Raw genomic sequence first — 18,137 nt, forward strand, 5'->3', positions numbered from 1 at the left:
AGGCCTAAATATCAACCAAATCTAACAAAGGCTTTAATCATCTTTAGGCTTATTACAGGTATCATTAGAATATTGTTTTCCTATTTTAACCTTCTTTCTTATGTCTCAGACTTGGGTCCAGTGCCTAGAATCGCTAAAAAATACACTGCCATTAGGTGAGTTCAGTGTGTGGGTTAAGCCCCTAAAAGCAGCAGAAAGAAATGAGACTCTTTACCTCTATGCGCCTAGTGCTTCTGCACTTAAGTATATAAATAACCATAAAAATCTAGAGGCTGCAATTGTTCTCGCAGTATCAGAGTTTGATCGAAAACTAAAGGTTAGGTTTGGCGTTGTTGACTCTAGTAAAAAAATTGCCGGTCAAACAAAGCACCATACAACTCCATTATTCCCAGAATATACTTTTGATAGTCTGGTTTTAGGAAGTGCTAATCAGGTTGCGGCTCTTGCGAGTAGACAGATTGCAGAGAAGATTGGGGCCTCTCCATACAATCCTTTTATTATTTATGGTGAGTCTGGCCTTGGAAAAACCCACCTGATGCAAGCTGCAGGGCATCTTGCGCTAGAAAAAAACCCCAATACAAAAATAATATATGTTCCATTAATGGATTTTGTAAGAAATATTACAACCAGCCTAAGGCATAATACGATAGAAAATGTTAAGCTCTTTTATCAGTCAGCTGATTTATTGTTGGTTGACGACATTCACTTAATAGCTGGCAAAGATAAATCACAAGAAGAATTTTTTCATATTTTTAATTTTTTGTTCAGTACAAAAAAACAGATTATTTTTACATGTGACCAACCACCTAAAAATATTAAAGATCTTGAAAATAGGCTTAAAACTCGTTTTTCGCAAGGCTTAAATTTACAGCTTTCACCCCCAGAGTTAGAAATGAGGGCAGCTATCTTATTAAAGAAGTCTCAAAATCCTAAGATATCTCTTGATCTTAGTGAGGATGTTGCTCTTTTTATTGCAAGTCATGTTGTTTCGAATGTTAGAGATCTAGAAGGGGCGCTTCTTAAACTAAAGGCTTTTGTTGACTTTTCTCAAATAGATCATTCTTTTATAACCAAAGATGTTGTAGAGGGCGCACTAGGTGATCTAATTAAACCAAAAAAACTTATTATTGAAGTAAATGAAGTTCAAAAAACAGTTAGTAAGTTTTATGGGATAACAGTTTCTGACTTAATTTCAAATTCGCGAAAACAGCATTTAGTCAAAGCAAGACAAATGGCAATCTACTTATGTCACGAACTAACATCTTTATCGTTAGCAAAAATTGGTCAAAATTTTGGAAACAGGGACCACTCTACGGTTTTGTATTCCTGTGAAAAACTGAAAGGGCTTATAAATACAAACGAAGAGATAAAAAACGATATTGAAAATATAACAATTAAAATTACTAACTTATAAACAAAAAATTATAAGTTGTGTTGTTGATAAGAAACAAAACATCTTATAATTAGAACAATAACTAACAATAGTGTAAAAACAAACCTGAAGATATTAACAAGATATACACCACTTATGCTGTTGATTTTAAAAAGAAAAAAATAGAAATTAACAGAAAATAAGAACACTAATAATAATAATAATTAATTTATAAAGACATCCAGCCTATGAACACTGAATTAAGCGTTGAAGAATTAATTGAACCACTACAAACTGTAATTGGGGTTGTTGAAAAAAAACAAACCCTCCCAATACTTTCGCATGTATTAATTCAATTAAAAGACAAAGTATTAACGCTTACGACAACAGATATGGAACTTGAAATAAGTGCTTCGAATGAAATAAAAAGTGAAACAGAGGTGACATTCACAATATATGCAAAAGATCTAATAGATATTGTAAGAAAACTCCCAGAGAAAACAAAAATTAAATTTAAAATTGAAGAAAATAAAGTTTATCTAAATGCAAATAAGAATACATTTGAGTTAAATACATTCAATCATTTAGATTTTCCAGCGCTTCCTAAAACACAAAATACAAGCGTAATAAAAATAAAACAAGAAGCACTAAAAGAACTAATAGAAAACACAAGTTTTTCTATGGGAAATCAAGATATAAGGGCTTATTTAAACGGACTGTTTTTTGAGTTAAACAAAGACTCGTTAACTGTTGTAGCAACTGATGGACATAGACTCTCAATTGGTGAAGTAAAACAAAGCAATAATTTAGAAGATAAAAAAACAGTAATTCTTCCAAGAAAAGCAGTGTTAGAGTTAACCAAACTACTAAATAAAAGTACTCAAGATATGGCAGAAATTCATCTATCAGACAACTATTTCTCATTAGTAGATACAAATACGAAAATTATTAGTCGTTTAATTGATGGGAATTTTCCAAATTATAAGCAAGTTATGCCAACCGACTTCAGCAATACAATTGTTATAGATCGAGCAGACTTTCTCTCTAGCTTACAACAGGCATCAATTTTTGTTGACGAAAGAACAAAGGGTGTAAAACTGGTTTTTAGAGATGACAAGCTTAGTATATTTTCTCACTCAGAAAGAGGAAGGGCTGAAACGCAAATAGAAGTTACAAAACAAGAAAAAGAACTTGAAATTGCTTTTAACATCCATTACTTAATCTCTGTTTTAGAGAAATTAAGCTCAAAAGAAGTAAATATGGTTATACCAGGTGGCGAAAATAAATCTTGTTTACTAAGCGCGATGGGTGATGAAAGCTATCATTACATAATCATGCCAATGAGAATATAGCCAAAATTAATACATGGCAATAATTGAGAAACTGCATGTTGCAAGATTTAGAAATTTAAACGATCAGTATCTAGAACCCAACAAAAATATAAACCTAATTCTTGGCAGTAATGGCCAAGGAAAAACTAACTTTATTGAGTCTATATATTATTTAGGACACAGTCGATCGTTTAAAACAAAAAATATTAAAGATGTAATTCCTTTTGAAAAAGACCTTATTCAAATAAATGCAATAATCGATGGTGAAAAGTTAACTTTAAGTAAATCTAAAAGTAAAAGCACTATTGTAATTGGCACTGAAAAAATTACCAGTAATAGCCTTTTAAGCCAACACCTACCAACACAAATTATTTCTCCTGATAGGGGCTTTATAGTAGGCGGTACACCAAAACTTAAAAGATCTTATCTAGATTGGGGTGTTTTTCATGATAACAAAGAAGTATTAAAAACATATAAATCCTATAATAAAACCCTAAAAAATATAAATGCAATACTAACAGGAAATAATCAAAATCAACTTGAAGAGTGGTTCTCAAAATTCGCCTTCTTATCTGTTGAGATTACTCAAGCCCGAATAAACTACATACAGAAACTGACACAAATACTTGGAGAGAGCCCCTTGCTGTCTCTTAAGAGTTTTGTTGATTCCACAAAAAGCCTAGAGTTTAAATTACAAACAGGCTGGGTAAAGGATGTTGATAGCTTTAACCAAAACGAAATTAAAAAATATCTCCAAAACAATAAAAGTTCTTTTATAAAAACCAAACATTTGGGGTGTGGTCCACACAGGGCCTCAATTGATTTCTATTTAAGTAAAAAAAATGAAGGTTTTCTTTCAAGGGGGGAGCAAAAGAAACTTTCAATTGTTTTTTGGATGCTTCAAGTACTTGTATTAGCAAAAGACAACTCTGACCCAGTCGTTCTGATTGACGATATTTCTTCGGAGCTAGACCAGGAAAAAATTAACTCAATACTTGATTTTTTGACAAACCTAAATATACAAATATTTATAACCGATATTGGAAATAAAGACCTTCCTTTAGATCCAAAAAAAACCAATATTTATCTTATTAAGAATGGAGTTATCACTAGTGTTTAAGCTGTAATTTCTCTATTACAGCAATGTGAAAAATGTTATATGATTTATCGACAAAGTTACTACCCGTGGTATAATAAATTCATTTTTTAAGGGCCATTTATGACTGAAGAATACCAAGCCTCCAATATTAAAGTTTTAAAGGGTTTAGACGCTGTTAGAAAGCGCCCTGGAATGTATATTGGTGATACAGACGATGGTACTGGTCTTCATCATATGGTGTTCGAAGTTGTTGATAATTCAATTGATGAGGCTCTAGCTGGCCACTGCTCAAAAATTGAGGTTGTAATACACGATGATAACTCAATATCTGTAACAGATGATGGTCGCGGAATACCAGTCGATATTCATCCTGAAGAAGGAATATCTGCAGCTGAAGTTATTATGACCGTACTTCATGCTGGCGGTAAGTTTGACGATAACTCATACAAGGTTTCTGGTGGTCTTCATGGAGTTGGTGTCTCTGTAGTAAACGCCCTCTCTGAAACACTAAAATTATCCATTCATAGGTCTGGTGAAAGCTATGAGCAGGACTATGTTCTAGGTGTTCCAGTTTCACCAATTAAAACCATAGGAAAATCAGATAAAACAGGTACAACAATTCACTTCAAGCCAAGTGTGGAGATTTTCACTGAAACAGTTTTTAAGTTTGAGACTTTGTCAAATAGATTACGTGAACTGTCTTTTTTAAATTCAGGTGTTCGTATTGAAATTCATGATGAGCGCACTGATCAAAAAGATATTTTTGTTTATGAGGGGGGTATTAAAGCTTTTGTAGAACACTTAAACAAGTCTAAAAACCCAATTCATAATGACATTATTTCAATTTCTACAGAGAAAGACGATATTACTGTTGACGTAGCACTCCAATGGAGTGACTCCTACAATGAAAGTGTATATTGCTTTACTAATAACATTCCACAAAGAGATGGTGGGGCGCATCTTGCTGGCTTAAGAGCTGCATTAACACGAACTCTTAATAACTTCATAGATGCATCAGGGTTAGCAAAAAAAGAAAAAGCTGCTATTACTGGTGAAGATACTCGAGAGGGTTTGACTGCTATATTGTCAATTAAGGTACCAGACCCTAAGTTTTCATCACAAACAAAAGATAAGTTAGTTTCATCTGAAGTTAGAGCGCCAGTTGAGTCTTCTGTAAGTGAGAAATTAAGTGAATATCTTCTTGAAAATCCTGCTGAAGCTAAAATTATTATTGGAAAAATTTTTGATGCCTCCAGGGCTCGTGACGCTGCTAGAAAAGCACGTGAAATGACTCGTCGTAAAGGCGCTTTAGATATAGCAGGACTTCCAGGAAAGCTAAGCGACTGTCAAACTAAAGACCCTGCTGAATCAGAAATTTTCTTAGTAGAGGGTGATTCTGCTGGAGGATCAGCCAAACAAGGAAGGGACAGAAGAACACAAGCAATTCTACCCCTAAAAGGTAAAATTTTAAATGTAGAAAAAGCAAGATTTGAAAAAATTCTATCTTCTCAAGAGGTTGGAACACTGATTACTGCTTTGGGTTGTGGTATTGGTAAAGAAGAGTATGACCTTATAAAGCTTAGATATCACAAGATAGTTATTATGACAGACGCCGATGTTGATGGTGCCCACATTAGAACCCTGCTTTTAACGTTCTTCTATCGTCACTACCCAGAGCTAATTGAGAATGGCTATTTATTTATTGCACAACCACCCCTTTATAAAATTAAAAAAGGCAAGCAAGAGCGATATCTTAAGGATGATATTGAGCTTAATGAATATCTTCAGCAAGAGGCAATCCATGATGCTAGTCTTTTTGTTAGCAAGGATGCTCCAGCTATTCAGGGAATGGCGCTTGAAAAGCTTGTTACTAAGTACTATAGTACAATTGGCACTATTGAAAAAGTTGGTAAAAAATATAATGAGCCTTTGTTAATGTCTATGTTGGGAATGCCAAAATTAGATTTATCTGACGAAAAAATATCGCAAGAATGGTGTGTTAAACTTCAAGAGAAAATGAACAACAATAGCTCGATGTCAGAGCAAAATATTTTAGAGTTTAAAAATAATAGCATCCTATACTCTTTGAAAACTTATGGAGTAGAAGTGACAAATATTTGTCTTGATGAGGGCTTTTTTAACTCAGCAGAGTATAAAAAAATTGAGGCATATTCAGATCAAGTTGAGAGTATGTTTGATGATGAGACATACATTCAAAAAGGCGCCAAAGAAATTAAAACACCTAATTTTTCTACTGCTCTGAATTTTTTACTTGTTGAAGCAAGAAAAGGACAGGGGTTTCAGAGATACAAGGGGCTAGGAGAGATGAACCCTGATCAGCTTTGGGACACTACGATGAACCCAGAGACAAGAGTAATGCTTCGAGTGAAAATTGAAGACGCTATAGCCTCTAATGATGTTTTCACAACATTAATGGGCGATGAAGTAGAGCCAAGAAGGAACTTCATTGAACAAAACGCCCTAAAAGTTGATAACTTAGATTTTTAATTAAGTAAAACTTGCCGTGATTTAAATTCAAGCGGTTATGAATTTATTTATTAATACCTTGACCTTGTTTGTAAGATAATAAATAGAGTTTTCTTATAATGAAGTGGGGCCATGTCAATAAAACATCCGGTAATTGCCATAACTGGGTCTTCTGGTGCTGGTACATCGACCGTTAAAAATGCGTTTAATCATATTTTCTCACGTGTTGGAGCAACTCCAGTACTTATTGAAGGTGATAGCTTTCATAAATTTGATCGTAAACAAATGAAAAGTACCATGGAGGCTGAAGATAAAAAAGGAAATAAATACTTTAGTCATTTTGGTCCAGAGGCCAACCACTTTGATTTAATTGAAAACACCTTTAGAGATTATGGTGAAAAAGGCCATTGCAAGCGCCGCTACTATATTCATTCTGACGAAGAAGGCATCCCTTTTGGAAAAAAAGCTGGGGAGTTTACTGATTGGGAGGAGGTAGGAAGGGATAGTGATTTGCTATTTTATGAAGGGCTTCATGGTGGTGTTAAAGATGGAAATATAGATGTTGCAAAATTTGTTGATTTGTTGATTGGTGTAGTACCTGTAGTAAACTTAGAGTGGATCCAAAAAATTCATAGAGACAAAGAGCAAAGAGGCTATTCGGCTGAAGCAACAGTAGACACAATTCACAGAAGAATGTGGGACTATATTAATTATCTCACGCCTCAGTTTTCAAGAACACATATTAATTTTCAGCGTGTTCCAACAGTAGACACTTCAAACCCCTTTATTGCAAGAGACATACCAACTCAGGATGAAAGCTTTGTAGTTGTTAGGTTTCAAGACCATAAGTACTGCGACTTTGTTTATTTACAAGATATGGTTGCAGGTTCTTTTATGTCACGGCCAAATACCTTGGTTGTTCCTGGAGGTAAAATGGGCTTTGTAATGGAGCTAATATTAAGAGAGCAAATTGAAAAAATGTTAAATCGTTAATTCCATTCACAGTAACTATAATTTTTATTTAACAACTATGTTTATAAGTTTGTTTGGAACAACAATAACTTTAATTATTTCTTTGTTTTTTATATGTTTACTAACCCCTTCATCAGTAAAAGCTAACTCTTGGATTTTTTGATTGTCAGAGTTTAATGGGACCATCATTTTTGCTCTTAATTTTCCATTAACTTGGACTATGGTTTGTATATTGTCTTGAATAAGCGCAGATTCGTCAACAACTGGCCATTTAGCATCGACTACAGCCTCTTTACCGCCTAATAAAAGCCAAAGATGATGACATAAATGGGGAATTACTGGACTAAGACACTTGACCATGATTTCAATCGATTCTTGCCTAACAGCGACTCCTTTTTCAGTCGTATCTGTAAATTTAGACAAAGTATTGTTGAGCTCCATCATGGTTGCAATGGCTGTATTAAACGAATGTCTTCTGCCTAAATCGTCACCTACTTTTTTTAGCGCTAAATGTGTTCTTTTCCTAACTTCTTTTTGCCCATCATTTAGATCTTCAAGACTAACTTTCAAGGCTTTATTGTTTTTATTGGAATCTATAAACCCAGTAACAAGACGATAAAATTTGTTTACAAACCTATAGGCACCCTCAATTCCAGTATCTGACCACTCAAGATCTTGAGTTGGTGGCGCTGCAAAAAGTATAAAAAGTCTTGCCGTATCAGCTCCATACTTAGCAATCATTTCTTGAGGATCAACTGTATTTCCTTTTGATTTGCTCATTTTGGCGCCATCTTTCAAAACCATTCCTTGTGTAAGAAGATTTGTAAAAGGTTCACTCGCTTTAATTATTCCCTCGTCACGCAATAGTTTTGTGAAAAAACGCGAGTATAAAAGGTGCAAGATTGCATGTTCAATTCCACCTATATATTGGTCTACAGGAAGCCAATAGTTTGCACGCTCATCCAAAATAGCATTGCTTTGATCGACACATGTGTATCTTGCAAAGTACCAAGAAGATTCAAAAAAAGTATCAAAAGTATCCGTTTCTCTTTCCGCCTTTCTGCCGCATTTAGGGCACAATACGCTATAAAAATTAGGCATCTTTTTTAATGGAGAACCAACACCATCAAGCTCAACATTTTCAGGAAGCCTTACAGGCAGGTTTTCAAGGCTTTCTGCAACAGCTCCACAAGAAGGGCAGTTAATTATTGGGATTGGGCAGCCCCAGTAACGCTGTCTTGAAACACCCCAATCCCTAAGACGATAATTAGTCTTTAGCTCCCCCATCTTCAGCGTAGAAAGTTTTTCACTAATTGCGCTAAACGCCTGGTCAAAGCCTAAGCCGTTGAACTCACCAGAGTTTATAAGAATTCCTTTTTCAACGTAAGCTGTTTTGCTAGTATCTACATTACCACTTTGGTCAGAAATAACATTAACGATAGATATATTATATTTTTTTGCAAACTCATAGTCCCTTTGGTCATGCGCAGGAACGCTCATTACTGCCCCAGTTCCATAGCCCATAAGAACAAAGTTTGCTATCCAAATTGGAGTAGATTCGCCCGTTATTGGGTGAATACAAGTCAATCCAGAATCAATGCCTTTTTTCTCCATAGTTTCAATAGCTGCTTCAGCCGTTTCCATTTTTTTACACTCTTCAAGAAACATTTGAATTTCATTGCTACCCTTTCCAGCCTTAATAGCAAGGGGGTGTTCTGCAGCAATTGCAAGATAAGTAACGCCCAATAAAGTATCAGGTCTTGTGGTATATACAGTTAGTGCTTCAGACCCATTAAGCTTAAATTTAATGTCAAGTCCAACAGATTTGCCAATCCAATTTGTTTGCATCATTTTTACAGCATCTGGCCAGCCGTCGAGTTTTTGTATGTCCGCAAGAAGCTCTTCTGCGTAATCAGTTATTTTCATATACCACTGAGAAATCTCTTTCTTTTCAACAGGCGCACCAGATCGCCAGCCACAACCTTCAACCACTTGCTCATTAGCCAAAACTGTTTGGTCTACAGGGTCCCAGTTTACGACTGCTTTTTTCTTATACACAAGGCCCTTCTCAAATAGCTTTACAAAAAACCATTGTTCCCAGCGATAGTACTCTGGATGACAAGTTGCTAATTCTCTTGACCAGTCATAACCAAAACCCAACTCTACAAGCTGTTCCTTCATGTGCTTAATGTTTTCATAAGTCCACCCAGCAGGAGGAACTTGATTTTTTATAGCAGCGTTTTCAGCTGGAAGTCCAAATGCATCCCAGCCAATAGGCTGCATAACATTCTTTCCAAGCATTTTCTGGTATCTTGAAATTACGTCGCCGATACTATAGTTTCGAACATGACCCATATGAAGCCTTCCAGAAGGATAAGGCAGCATTGATAGGCAGAAATACTTTTCTTTAGTTTTATCTTCAACCACAACAAAGGAGTTATTTGAGGCCCAATATTCTTGTGCTTCTTTTTCAATTAAAGTGGTGTTATATTCTTTTTGCATCATTAATTTTATAAGTTTTTAATTTAAATTAAGAGAGCCAACTAAAGATTGAACGTCTTTCATGTTGTGTTTTATTAGATATTTACTAATCCCTTCGTTTATTTCTTGGCAAACAAGGGGATCATAAAAGAGTGCAGTTCCAATACCAACTGTGTCTGCCCCAGCAATGATGAATTCAATCGCATCATTAGCCGACACAATTCCCCCTTGTCCAATTATAGGGACATTATATTTTTTACTAACCTGGTAAACCTGGTGAACCTTCAGAAGTGCAATCGGTTTTATAGCAGGACCAGATAGCCCTCCTTGATTATTTCCTATTACTGGCTTTTGTTTTTCAATATCAATAGCCATTCCCATGACTGTATTTATAACGGCAAGCCCATCACTTCCAGCATCAATACACCTTAATGCATTGGAGGCAATGTCTGTTTGATTTGGAGATAGCTTTGTAATAATTGGTTTAGAAGTATTTTTTCTGCAAATCTCAACAACTCTAAAAGACATCTCGGGGTCATTACCAAAAGCAACCCCACCTTCTTTTACATTTGGACATGAAATATTGATTTCAATGGCGTCGATATCAGAGTCATCAAAGTGTTTTGCAATTTCACCATATTCTTCAACGGTTGATCCAGAAATATTAATAATGAATTTAGTTTCTTGTTTATCCAGGCCTGGCATTATGTCGTTTATGACAGCAGTTGTTCCTGGATTTTGAAGGCCAATAGCGTTGAGCATTCCATTAGGAGTTTCAGCAATTCTGTGTAGTTTGTTTCCAAGCCTTGGCTCAAGAGTAGTCCCTTTTAAGCAGACCGCACCGACATCGGAGTTAGAGAAGCCCTTGATTCGAGTGTACTCTTCACCAAACCCAACACACCCGGAAAGCAAAATGATTGGTGAGTTTAATGCCATCCCACAAAAACTTGTTTTAAGATTATTTTGCATTGCCGTCATTATACTTTTATGGCGACTTGGAGGTTGATAACTTCGTCTAAAATGTTGCTATGAATGGAGTTTTTATAACAGGCAGTAATACAGAGGTTGGTAAAACTACTGTAGCCATTGAAATTGTTAGGCATCTCAGTAAGGCAAGAGAGGTTAAGGTTCGAAAGCCTGTTGAAACAAATTGTGAGCTGTTGAATGGAGACTATATTCCAAAAGATGCTGTTGCACTTAAAGAGGCCTGCAATTCTAAGGAGCTTTTAAACATAGTATGTCCTAATTGCTTCACTCTTGAAGCAAGCCCCGAAGAAGCCAGTGCAAATGTTGGAAAGGCGCTAAGTTTAGATGACTTAGTACGTGCCTGTAACGACCAAGTGGGAGACAGTTTTGTCTTAGTAGAGGGGGCAGGTGGGATCTATTCCCCAATTGCAGAAAGATCCCTTAACTCTGACCTTGCCGTTTGTCTTCAGCTGCCAGTTATCATTGTTGTTCGAGACGAGCTAGGCGCTGTTAGCCAAGGATTGCTGGCTATTGAGGCTGCAAAGAAAAATAATCTAAAAATTGTGTGTCTTGTGTTAAACGAAATTAAACCGAACACGCTTTCTAATAAAGAGTCTCTTGCTGCATACACAGATGTTCCAATACTTCCTTTTGCAAAAGGAAATATTGAATTTTTTAATTCTAAAATTGAAAGACTAATCTAATATAGTTAGATTTGGTTTCTGGTTTTCTTGATCAAGGGGATCGGCTTTGTTGTCAAAAAACATTCCCTCACCATTTTCTTTGGCATAAATAGACAATACCGCGTTGCACGGTACAATAATTTTTTCAGGCCTTCCATTAAATCTAGCCTTAAAGCTAATAGACTTGTTGGTTATTACTCGGCCTTCTGTTGCAGAAGAGGCAATGTTTAAAATAATTTTACCGTCACTTGCAAAGCCTTCAGGAATCGAAACACCTGTTTTTTCAGAGTTAACTAGTATATGAGGCGTAAAACTAGAGTCCTCTATCCAATCACAGTAAGCGCGGATTAAATAGGGGACTACACTTGACATAAGTTTCTTTAATTAAAGTCCTTTTCAGCAAAAGTTAGGCTTTCATGAAAACCCTCTTTTTCAAAAAGCCTGTTTGCGTATTCCATAATTGGTTTTGCTTTTTTACCGTCTAAAGATATGCCCAAAAGATTAAGACGCCATAGAATGGGGGCGATACAGACATCAACAAGGGTCATTGTTTCACTTTTAAAATAGGGCTTATGAGAGAATAAAGGCAGTAGCTCTATAAGATTTCCATGTAAAGTTTTTCTTGCAGCATCACTTTCCTTTTTGGCGCCATGTAGAATTTTATCAACAAGCTCGTACCAGCAGCCTTCTGATCTCGTGAAACGATAAATTAGAAGGCGTTTTTCCGCTTTTTCAATAGGATCAACTGGCAAAAGAGGAGGAAAGGGGAATCTTTCATCTAGGTATTCCATAATTACAGAGAGGTCATATAGAACCATTCCTCTATCAAAAAGTGTTGGAAGAGTTTCACAAGGATTGAGCTCTAAAACTTCTTCTGGCATTTCATCAAACTTAAGCTCTATAACCTCTCGCTCAATTAACTTGTGAGCCATAATAAATCGAACTGCATGTGACTCAAGCTCTTCAGAAGAAGCATAGAGGGTCGTTGAAGACGGATTAGGTTTAGATAGCATAGTTTTTGCACCAAATTAAAAAAAAATAGCCTTGCCTTTTAGAGCAAGGGATGTAAAGATAAAGATTGTATCAGAAATTAATCGCGCGGCCTCCATATGCCGTATTTAACATCTTTCCAGTACTCTCTCTTAAGCATATAGGCAAGAATAAATAGAATACTAAGGAACAGTAATACCCACTTACCTAGTTTTAGGCGGATTAGCTTTGCTGGCTCACCAACATAGTCTAAGAAATTTGTTATATCAAGAACGCTCTGGTCAAACTCTGCTTCAGACTGACTTTCTCTTAATGGCCATAAGACATCTGGCATAGAAGCATTTACCAGAACTTTATTGTTTACCCCAAAAATTCTCTCCTCATCATCATAAAAACTTCTGAGGTAAGTATAAATCCAGTCAGTTCCTTTTGACCTTGAAACTAAAGAAAGGTCTGGCGGAACGCCTCCAAACCATTTAGTTGCAGCACCTTCTGGCATGGCTGTAGTAATGGTTTGCCCTACTTTATTTCCAGCAAACATTAGATTTCTAGCAACATGCTCTTCGGTTAGGTTTAGGTCTTTAGCAATTCGATTGTAACGCATCAAGCTTATCTCATGACAACCTGAGCAATAATTCATAAAAAGTTTTGCGCCATTTTGTAAGGAGGCTTCGTCAAAAATATCAGTATCTGCATGATCTAAATGAACCTTACTAGCAGCAAAAATGTTTACGGAAAAAAGAAGAACAGATAAGCCAACTATTAATTTTAATTTAATATTCATATATTATCCAGTAACCCTCTCTGGAACCTCTTTGGTTTTTCCTAGAGTGCTAAACCAGGGCATTAAGATAAAAAATGAAAAATACAAAGTCGTAAAAATACGAGCCAGTAAAACATATAAAGGGGTAACCGGTTGAACACCAAGCCAGCCTAGCATAATAAAGCTGACAACAAAAGTCCCAAGAATCCATTTATAGATTGGGCTTCGATAGCGTATTGATTTAACTGGACTTCGATCTAGCCAAGGAAGGAGGAAAAACACCCCAAGCGCTGCAAACATTCCTAATACTCCAGGAAATTGTGAGCCAAACAGTGGAGGAATTGCCCTTAATACTGAGTAATAGGGAGTTAAGTACCATAATGGCGCAATATGTTCTGGAGTTTTAAGTGGATTGGCCTCGATGAAATTCGGAGCCTCTAGAAAATACCCGTTTAGTGCTGGTGCATAAAAAACAACTGCACAAAATATCCATAAAAACCCAACAACAACAACACTATCTTTAATTGTGAAGTATGGATGAAAGGGGATTCCGTCTTTTGGAATACCATCCGCATCTTTATTTTTCTTTATTTCAATTCCATCTGGATTGTTTGATCCAACGTGGTGAAGAGCAACAATATGCAAAAAAACAAGAACAACAAGAATAAGTGGAATGACAACAACATGCAATGAAAAGAAACGATTTAAAGTCGCATCACCAACAGCATAATCACCCAAAATCCAAACTAATAAATCTGGGCCTACAATCGGAACTGATCCAAAAAGTGAAATAATTACTTGAGCACCCCAAAACGACATTTGTCCCCAAGGCAAAACATAGCCCATGAAAGCTTCAGCTAATAAAAGAATATATAACACCATACCAAGTATCCATATCAATTCCCTCGGTCCCTTATAAGAACCATATAAAAGGGCGCGCATCATATGAAGATAAATTATTACAAAAAAAGCAGAGGCCCCTGTTGAGTGCATATAGCGTATAAACCAGCCCCATTCAACGTCTCTCATAATATACTCAACGGAGGCAAAAGCATACTCTGCGTCAGGCTTATAGTGCATGGTTAAGAATATCCCAGTAACCAGCTGCATTAAAAGCATCACTACTGCTAAGCCACCAAAGAAATACCAGAAATTAAAGTTTCTGGGGGTGTAGTATTCTGCTAAATGTTCATTAATAACTTTAGATAATGGAAATCTTTGGTCTATCCAACTTTGTTTATTATTCATATTTTCTCTTATGTTTTTTGTTGGTCAACTCCAATACGAATCAATGAATCAGTGACGTATTGATACGGAGGGATTACTAGGTTAGTTGGAGCAGGCACGCCTGCATAAACCCTTCCAGCAAGGTCAAACTTAGAGCCATGACATGGACAATAAAAACCACCTTTCCAACTGTCTCCACCAAGATCAGCTGCACCAGGCTCTGGCCTATATGTTGGAGAGCAGCCTAAGTGTGTGCAAACCCCAACGATAACAGCAACACTTTCTTTATTTTTGATCGCTCGAAAATTAGACGTTACATAATTTGGCTGTTGGTTTTTAGAGTTGCCTGTACCGTTTGGATCATCAAGATTTTTAATTAGGTCTTCTGAGTCAAGAGACTCTAATGCCTTTTCATCACGTTTAAATATCCACACAGGTTTTTTACGCCATAAAACACGAACAAGCTGACCAGCCTCTAATTTAGAAATATCAACATCTATAGGGGCTCCTGCTGCTTTAGCTTTAGCTGACGGTTTCCACGTTGATAAAAAAGGCCATGCTGCAAAACCAACACCAACCGCACCAACTACACTAGTGGCTTTGGTTAAAAAACGTCTTTTCTTTAGGTCGATTGTTTGTTCGGACATAAAAATGTTTTAAGATATTAAGATAAAAAGCCGCACCATTATAATGTAAATGGTTGATATTTAAAAGCAAAAAATGACCCAAATGACTAGTAGTTTTTTTTATCAACCTTAATAGTGATTGATTTGATATTTGTTAGGCCCTCGATTTGTTTAATTAAAGAGAGGAGATTTGTTTTTTGTTTTTCAGCTCGGAAGGCTATGGATGAGTTTTTAGCAAGTAGGGTAACGCCTTGAGAGCCTAAAAAGCAAAGATTAAGACCTTTAAACTGTTCAGAGTACTGCGCCTTAATTAATGCGTTTAAGTGGTTATGTTCTTTTGCTTTTTCAAATAAAGAGCTTAGATTGCTCCCAACTTTAAAATTTGTAGGGTTTCCTTTTGTTTTGTCTTGCATATATGAGAAAATACCCCAGTTTTATTAATTAATTTCGTTCGTCTTCTATGAGTATTATAAATAATGTTTTATCAAAAGTTTTAGGGTCTCATAATGACCGGCTAATAAAAAAGTATAACGGCCAAGTTTCCAAAATTAATTCGTTGGAAGAAAAGATGCGCTCGATGAGTGATGACGAGCTTGTCTCAATGACGGCAGAGCTAAAAGAGAGACTAAGTAATAAAGAGAGTGAGGAAAGCATTTTAGCTGAGTCTTTTGCCATTGTCAGAGAAGCAAGTCAAAGAGTTTTAGGTTTGCGGCATTATGATGTCCAGCTTATTGGCGGCATGGTTCTTAATGAGGGTAGTATTGCGGAAATGGGAACTGGTGAAGGAAAAACATTGGTTGCAACATTGCCAGCCTATCTAAATGCACTTGCTGGAAAGGGTGTTCACATTGTAACTGTTAATGACTATTTAGCAAAGCGTGACTCTGAATGGATGGGAAAAGTATTTTCTTTTCTTGGGCTTTCAGTTGGAACGGTTTTTTCAGGAATGTCTGGTGATGAAAAACAAAAAGCTTATTCTTGTGATATCACTTATGCAACAAATAATGAGCTTGGTTTTGACTATCTTAGAGACAATATGGCTTTTTCTCAAGAGCAAAAAACACAAAAAAAGCTTGCCTTTGCAATTATTGACGAGGTTGACTCGATCTTAATCGATGAGGCTAGAACGCCACTAGTTATATCTGGGCCAACAGGCGATCATGCTGAGGTCTACATCGCGATAGATAAAATGATTCCAAGCTTCACACTTCAAACCGAAGTTGGGGAGGGCAAGGAGGTTGAGGTTATAGTTGCAGGAGATTACACTCTTGACGAAAAACATAAACAGGTTTTTCTTACTGATGATGGACATATTAAAGCTGAAGACATGCTTATAGCCGCTGGCGCCTTAGCCCCAGAATCAAGCTTATATGACTCCAGCAATATTATTTTGATGCAACACTTATTGTCAGGACTTAGGGCCCATGTATTGTTTAAAAAAAATGTTGATTATCTCGTTAAAGACGATGAAGTTGTCATTGTTGATGAGTTTACTGGAAGAACAATGGAAGGCAGAAGATGGTCGGAAGGGCTTCATCAGGCAATAGAGGCAAAGGAAAATGTAAGCATTAAAAAAGAAAACCAAACCCTAGCATCAATAACATATCAAAATTATTTTAGGCTTTACGAGAAGCTATCAGGAATGACAGGAACAGCTGAAACAGAAGCATCAGAACTTCAAGACATTTATGGCCTAGAGGTTGTTGTTGTTCCTCCCAATACAATCTCCTCAAGGATTGATCACTCAGACCTAATTTATGGAACGACGAATGAAAAGCTTGATGCTGTTATGAAAGATATTCAGGCGTGTCAAAAAATTATGCAACCAGTTCTTGTGGGAACAAACAGCATCGAAAGCTCTGAAAGTGTTTCCGCTCTTCTAACGAAAAATAAAATTAAACACGAGGTTCTTAACGCGAAGCAGCACCAACGTGAGGCTGAGATTATTGCAAATGCTGGGGCTCCAGGAGCCGTAACTATCTCAACAAATATGGCTGGAAGGGGAACAGACATTGTTTTAGGAGGAAGGCCATTAGAGGGCGCTAATGAGGCAGAAACAGAGTCTTGGAAAGCTAAGCATCAAAGCGTTATAGACTCGGGAGGCCTGCACATAATTGGTACAGAGCGCAATGAGTCACGAAGGGTCGACAACCAGCTACGCGGACGATCAGGAAGACAGGGAGATATTGGATCAACGCGGTTTTATCTGTCACTTGAAGATAGCTTAATGAAGATATTCGCATCTGAAAAAACAGCCTCCATGATGAAAAAGCTTGGTATGAAGGAAGGAGAAGCCCTTGAACATAGTTGGCTGAATAAAACAATTGCCAATGCACAAAAGAAAGTAGAGGGGATGCATTATGACGCGCGAAAACACCTTCTTGAATATGACGATGTTGCAAATGACCAAAGAAAAGTGGTTTACCAGCTAAGAGATGAGTTAATGGGGACAGAAGATGTCAAGGAGCGCTATGAGGCTATTAGGGACGGCGTAATTAGCGACCTATTTTTTGAATATATTTCTCCAAAAGCACTTGAGGCGGATTGGGATGTTGGGGGCCTTGAAAGTGCTTTAGCTTTAGATTACTCTTCAGATATACCAGTACAAAAAAGTATTGACGAAGGCCTTAATGTTGACCAAGTTTTAAAAATGATATTGGAAGGTTTTATGGTTTCACATAAGGTTAAAGAGACTGCTATAGGCAGTGAAACTATGAGAACCTTTGAAAAAGCAGTTATGCTTCGAGCCCTTGATCAGCACTGGAAGGACCATCTTGCGGTTATGGATCAGCTAAGGCAAAGCGTTAATTTAAGAGGATATGGGCAGAAAAATCCTGTGCAGGAGTACAAGCGAGAGTCTTTTTCGATGTTTACAGTTTTGCTTGACACAATCAATAGTGAAATGGTTAAGGCGCTTTGTAGTCTTAATATTGATCAGGCTAATGCGCAATCTACCCCAACTTCTGGCGAGCTGCAAAGCCAAGAAAAGATCAGCCCCGCGCAGGAAAAAAAGCCCATAGCTCCAAGACCAAGGATTACTAGACAGCCCTCCAAGTTAAAGGTTGGGAGAAATGACCCTTGCCCTTGTGGATCTGGAAAAAAATATAAGCAATGCCATGGATAAAGCTTATTTTTTTGGA

General features: G+C 36.7%; 15 protein-coding genes. 7 read left to right on the forward strand and 8 right to left on the reverse strand.

All coding sequences use genetic code 11. The annotated features are described in order from the left end of the window. The first annotated feature begins 100 nt into the window (after positions 1 to 100). The 5 genes from dnaA to ABXT44_RS00025 all read left to right on the forward strand — a co-directional run bounded on the left by dnaA (position 101) and on the right by ABXT44_RS00025 (position 7,282). Complete coding sequence (gene dnaA / locus ABXT44_RS00005; protein ID WP_416687025.1) at positions 101 to 1,414, forward strand: chromosomal replication initiator protein DnaA; 1,314 nt, start codon at positions 101 to 103, stop codon at positions 1,412 to 1,414. 206 nt (positions 1,415 to 1,620) lie between these two features. Beyond that, positions 1,621 to 2,724 carry a DNA polymerase III subunit beta gene (gene dnaN / locus ABXT44_RS00010; RefSeq protein ID WP_416687026.1) on the forward strand — a complete coding sequence of 368 codons (1,104 nt, stop codon included), beginning with the start codon at positions 1,621 to 1,623 and terminating at the stop codon, positions 2,722 to 2,724. A 13-nt stretch (positions 2,725 to 2,737) separates the two neighbouring features. Then, entirely contained in the window at positions 2,738 to 3,823 is a 1,086-nt protein-coding gene (recF, locus tag ABXT44_RS00015; RefSeq protein ID WP_416687029.1) for a DNA replication/repair protein RecF, read from the forward strand. 99 nt (positions 3,824 to 3,922) lie between these two features. After that, positions 3,923 to 6,310 carry a DNA topoisomerase (ATP-hydrolyzing) subunit B gene (gene gyrB / locus ABXT44_RS00020; RefSeq protein ID WP_416687031.1) on the forward strand — a complete coding sequence of 796 codons (2,388 nt, stop codon included), beginning with the start codon at positions 3,923 to 3,925 and terminating at the stop codon, positions 6,308 to 6,310. A gap of 111 nt (positions 6,311 to 6,421) precedes the next feature. Continuing rightward, positions 6,422 to 7,282 (forward strand): phosphoribulokinase, encoded by an 861-nt coding sequence (locus tag ABXT44_RS00025; RefSeq protein WP_416687032.1) that lies wholly within the window; start codon positions 6,422 to 6,424, stop codon positions 7,280 to 7,282. 24 nt (positions 7,283 to 7,306) lie between these two features. Here ABXT44_RS00025 and leuS read toward each other — a convergent pair whose 3' ends face one another. Both leuS and ABXT44_RS00035 read right to left on the reverse strand, forming a co-directional pair. Continuing rightward, on the reverse strand, positions 7,307 to 9,763 hold the full coding sequence (leuS, locus tag ABXT44_RS00030) for a leucine--tRNA ligase (protein WP_416688481.1): 2,457 nt from the start codon (positions 9,761 to 9,763) through the stop codon (positions 7,307 to 7,309). 18 nt (positions 9,764 to 9,781) lie between these two features. Next, positions 9,782 to 10,720: a dihydroorotate dehydrogenase gene (locus tag ABXT44_RS00035; protein WP_416687033.1), complete on the reverse strand. Its 939-nt coding sequence runs from the start codon at positions 10,718 to 10,720 to the stop codon at positions 9,782 to 9,784. A 50-nt stretch (positions 10,721 to 10,770) separates the two neighbouring features. On the opposite strand from ABXT44_RS00035, the gene bioD reads away from it, so the two are divergent. Further along, positions 10,771 to 11,412, forward strand: a complete 642-nt coding sequence (bioD, locus tag ABXT44_RS00040; protein ID WP_416687035.1) for a dethiobiotin synthase — start codon at positions 10,771 to 10,773, stop codon at positions 11,410 to 11,412. Here the strand turns inward: bioD and ABXT44_RS00045 are convergent. From ABXT44_RS00045 to ABXT44_RS00070, 6 genes are all read right to left on the reverse strand, one after another. Further along, positions 11,404 to 11,763, reverse strand: coding sequence for a ClpXP protease specificity-enhancing factor (locus tag ABXT44_RS00045; RefSeq protein ID WP_416687037.1), 360 nt, complete (start codon positions 11,761 to 11,763; stop codon positions 11,404 to 11,406). The genes bioD and ABXT44_RS00045 overlap by 9 nt on opposite strands. An 8-nt stretch (positions 11,764 to 11,771) precedes the next feature. Next, positions 11,772 to 12,404 carry a glutathione S-transferase N-terminal domain-containing protein gene (locus ABXT44_RS00050; protein ID WP_416687039.1) on the reverse strand — a complete coding sequence of 211 codons (633 nt, stop codon included), beginning with the start codon at positions 12,402 to 12,404 and terminating at the stop codon, positions 11,772 to 11,774. A 77-nt stretch (positions 12,405 to 12,481) separates the two neighbouring features. Continuing rightward, positions 12,482 to 13,165 carry a cytochrome c1 gene (locus tag ABXT44_RS00055; protein WP_271537844.1) on the reverse strand — a complete coding sequence of 228 codons (684 nt, stop codon included), beginning with the start codon at positions 13,163 to 13,165 and terminating at the stop codon, positions 12,482 to 12,484. A 3-nt stretch (positions 13,166 to 13,168) separates the two neighbouring features. Further along, positions 13,169 to 14,392, reverse strand: coding sequence for a cytochrome b (locus ABXT44_RS00060; RefSeq protein ID WP_416652093.1), 1,224 nt, complete (start codon positions 14,390 to 14,392; stop codon positions 13,169 to 13,171). 8 nt (positions 14,393 to 14,400) lie between these two features. Next, complete coding sequence (gene petA, locus ABXT44_RS00065) at positions 14,401 to 15,018, reverse strand: ubiquinol-cytochrome c reductase iron-sulfur subunit (RefSeq protein ID WP_271541964.1); 618 nt, start codon at positions 15,016 to 15,018, stop codon at positions 14,401 to 14,403. Between the two features lie 86 nt (positions 15,019 to 15,104). Further along, positions 15,105 to 15,410, reverse strand: coding sequence for a hypothetical protein (locus ABXT44_RS00070; protein ID WP_416687040.1), 306 nt, complete (start codon positions 15,408 to 15,410; stop codon positions 15,105 to 15,107). A 47-nt stretch (positions 15,411 to 15,457) separates the two neighbouring features. Between ABXT44_RS00070 and secA the strand changes: the two genes are divergently transcribed. Next, on the forward strand, positions 15,458 to 18,121 hold the full coding sequence (secA, locus tag ABXT44_RS00075; RefSeq protein ID WP_416687042.1) for a preprotein translocase subunit SecA: 2,664 nt from the start codon (positions 15,458 to 15,460) through the stop codon (positions 18,119 to 18,121). Positions 18,122 to 18,137: the final 16 nt, after the last annotated feature.

Origin of the sequence: Candidatus Pseudothioglobus sp. Uisw_041, from assembly GCF_048087625.1 — a bacterium.
Classification (GTDB): Bacteria; Pseudomonadota; Gammaproteobacteria; order PS1; family Pseudothioglobaceae; genus Pseudothioglobus.

Bases quoted from the DNA above. Each gene is read 5' to 3' on its own strand.
- dnaA (WP_416687025.1), top strand. From the start codon at position 101: ATGTCTCAGACTTGGGTCCAGTGCCTAGAATCGCTAAAAAATACACTG.
- dnaN (WP_416687026.1), top strand. From the start codon at position 1,621: ATGAACACTGAATTAAGCGTTGAAGAATTAATTGAACCACTACAAACT.
- recF (WP_416687029.1), top strand. From the start codon at position 2,738: ATGGCAATAATTGAGAAACTGCATGTTGCAAGATTTAGAAATTTAAAC.
- gyrB (WP_416687031.1), top strand. From the start codon at position 3,923: ATGACTGAAGAATACCAAGCCTCCAATATTAAAGTTTTAAAGGGTTTA.
- ABXT44_RS00025 (WP_416687032.1), top strand. From the start codon at position 6,422: ATGTCAATAAAACATCCGGTAATTGCCATAACTGGGTCTTCTGGTGCT.
- leuS (WP_416688481.1), bottom strand. From the start codon at position 9,763: ATGCAAAAAGAATATAACACCACTTTAATTGAAAAAGAAGCACAAGAA.
- ABXT44_RS00035 (WP_416687033.1), bottom strand. From the start codon at position 10,720: ATGACGGCAATGCAAAATAATCTTAAAACAAGTTTTTGTGGGATGGCA.
- bioD (WP_416687035.1), top strand. From the start codon at position 10,771: ATGAATGGAGTTTTTATAACAGGCAGTAATACAGAGGTTGGTAAAACT.
- ABXT44_RS00045 (WP_416687037.1), bottom strand. From the start codon at position 11,763: ATGTCAAGTGTAGTCCCCTATTTAATCCGCGCTTACTGTGATTGGATA.
- ABXT44_RS00050 (WP_416687039.1), bottom strand. From the start codon at position 12,404: ATGCTATCTAAACCTAATCCGTCTTCAACGACCCTCTATGCTTCTTCT.
- ABXT44_RS00055 (WP_271537844.1), bottom strand. From the start codon at position 13,165: ATGAATATTAAATTAAAATTAATAGTTGGCTTATCTGTTCTTCTTTTT.
- ABXT44_RS00060 (WP_416652093.1), bottom strand. From the start codon at position 14,392: ATGAATAATAAACAAAGTTGGATAGACCAAAGATTTCCATTATCTAAA.
- petA (WP_271541964.1), bottom strand. From the start codon at position 15,018: ATGTCCGAACAAACAATCGACCTAAAGAAAAGACGTTTTTTAACCAAA.
- ABXT44_RS00070 (WP_416687040.1), bottom strand. From the start codon at position 15,410: ATGCAAGACAAAACAAAAGGAAACCCTACAAATTTTAAAGTTGGGAGC.
- secA (WP_416687042.1), top strand. From the start codon at position 15,458: ATGAGTATTATAAATAATGTTTTATCAAAAGTTTTAGGGTCTCATAAT.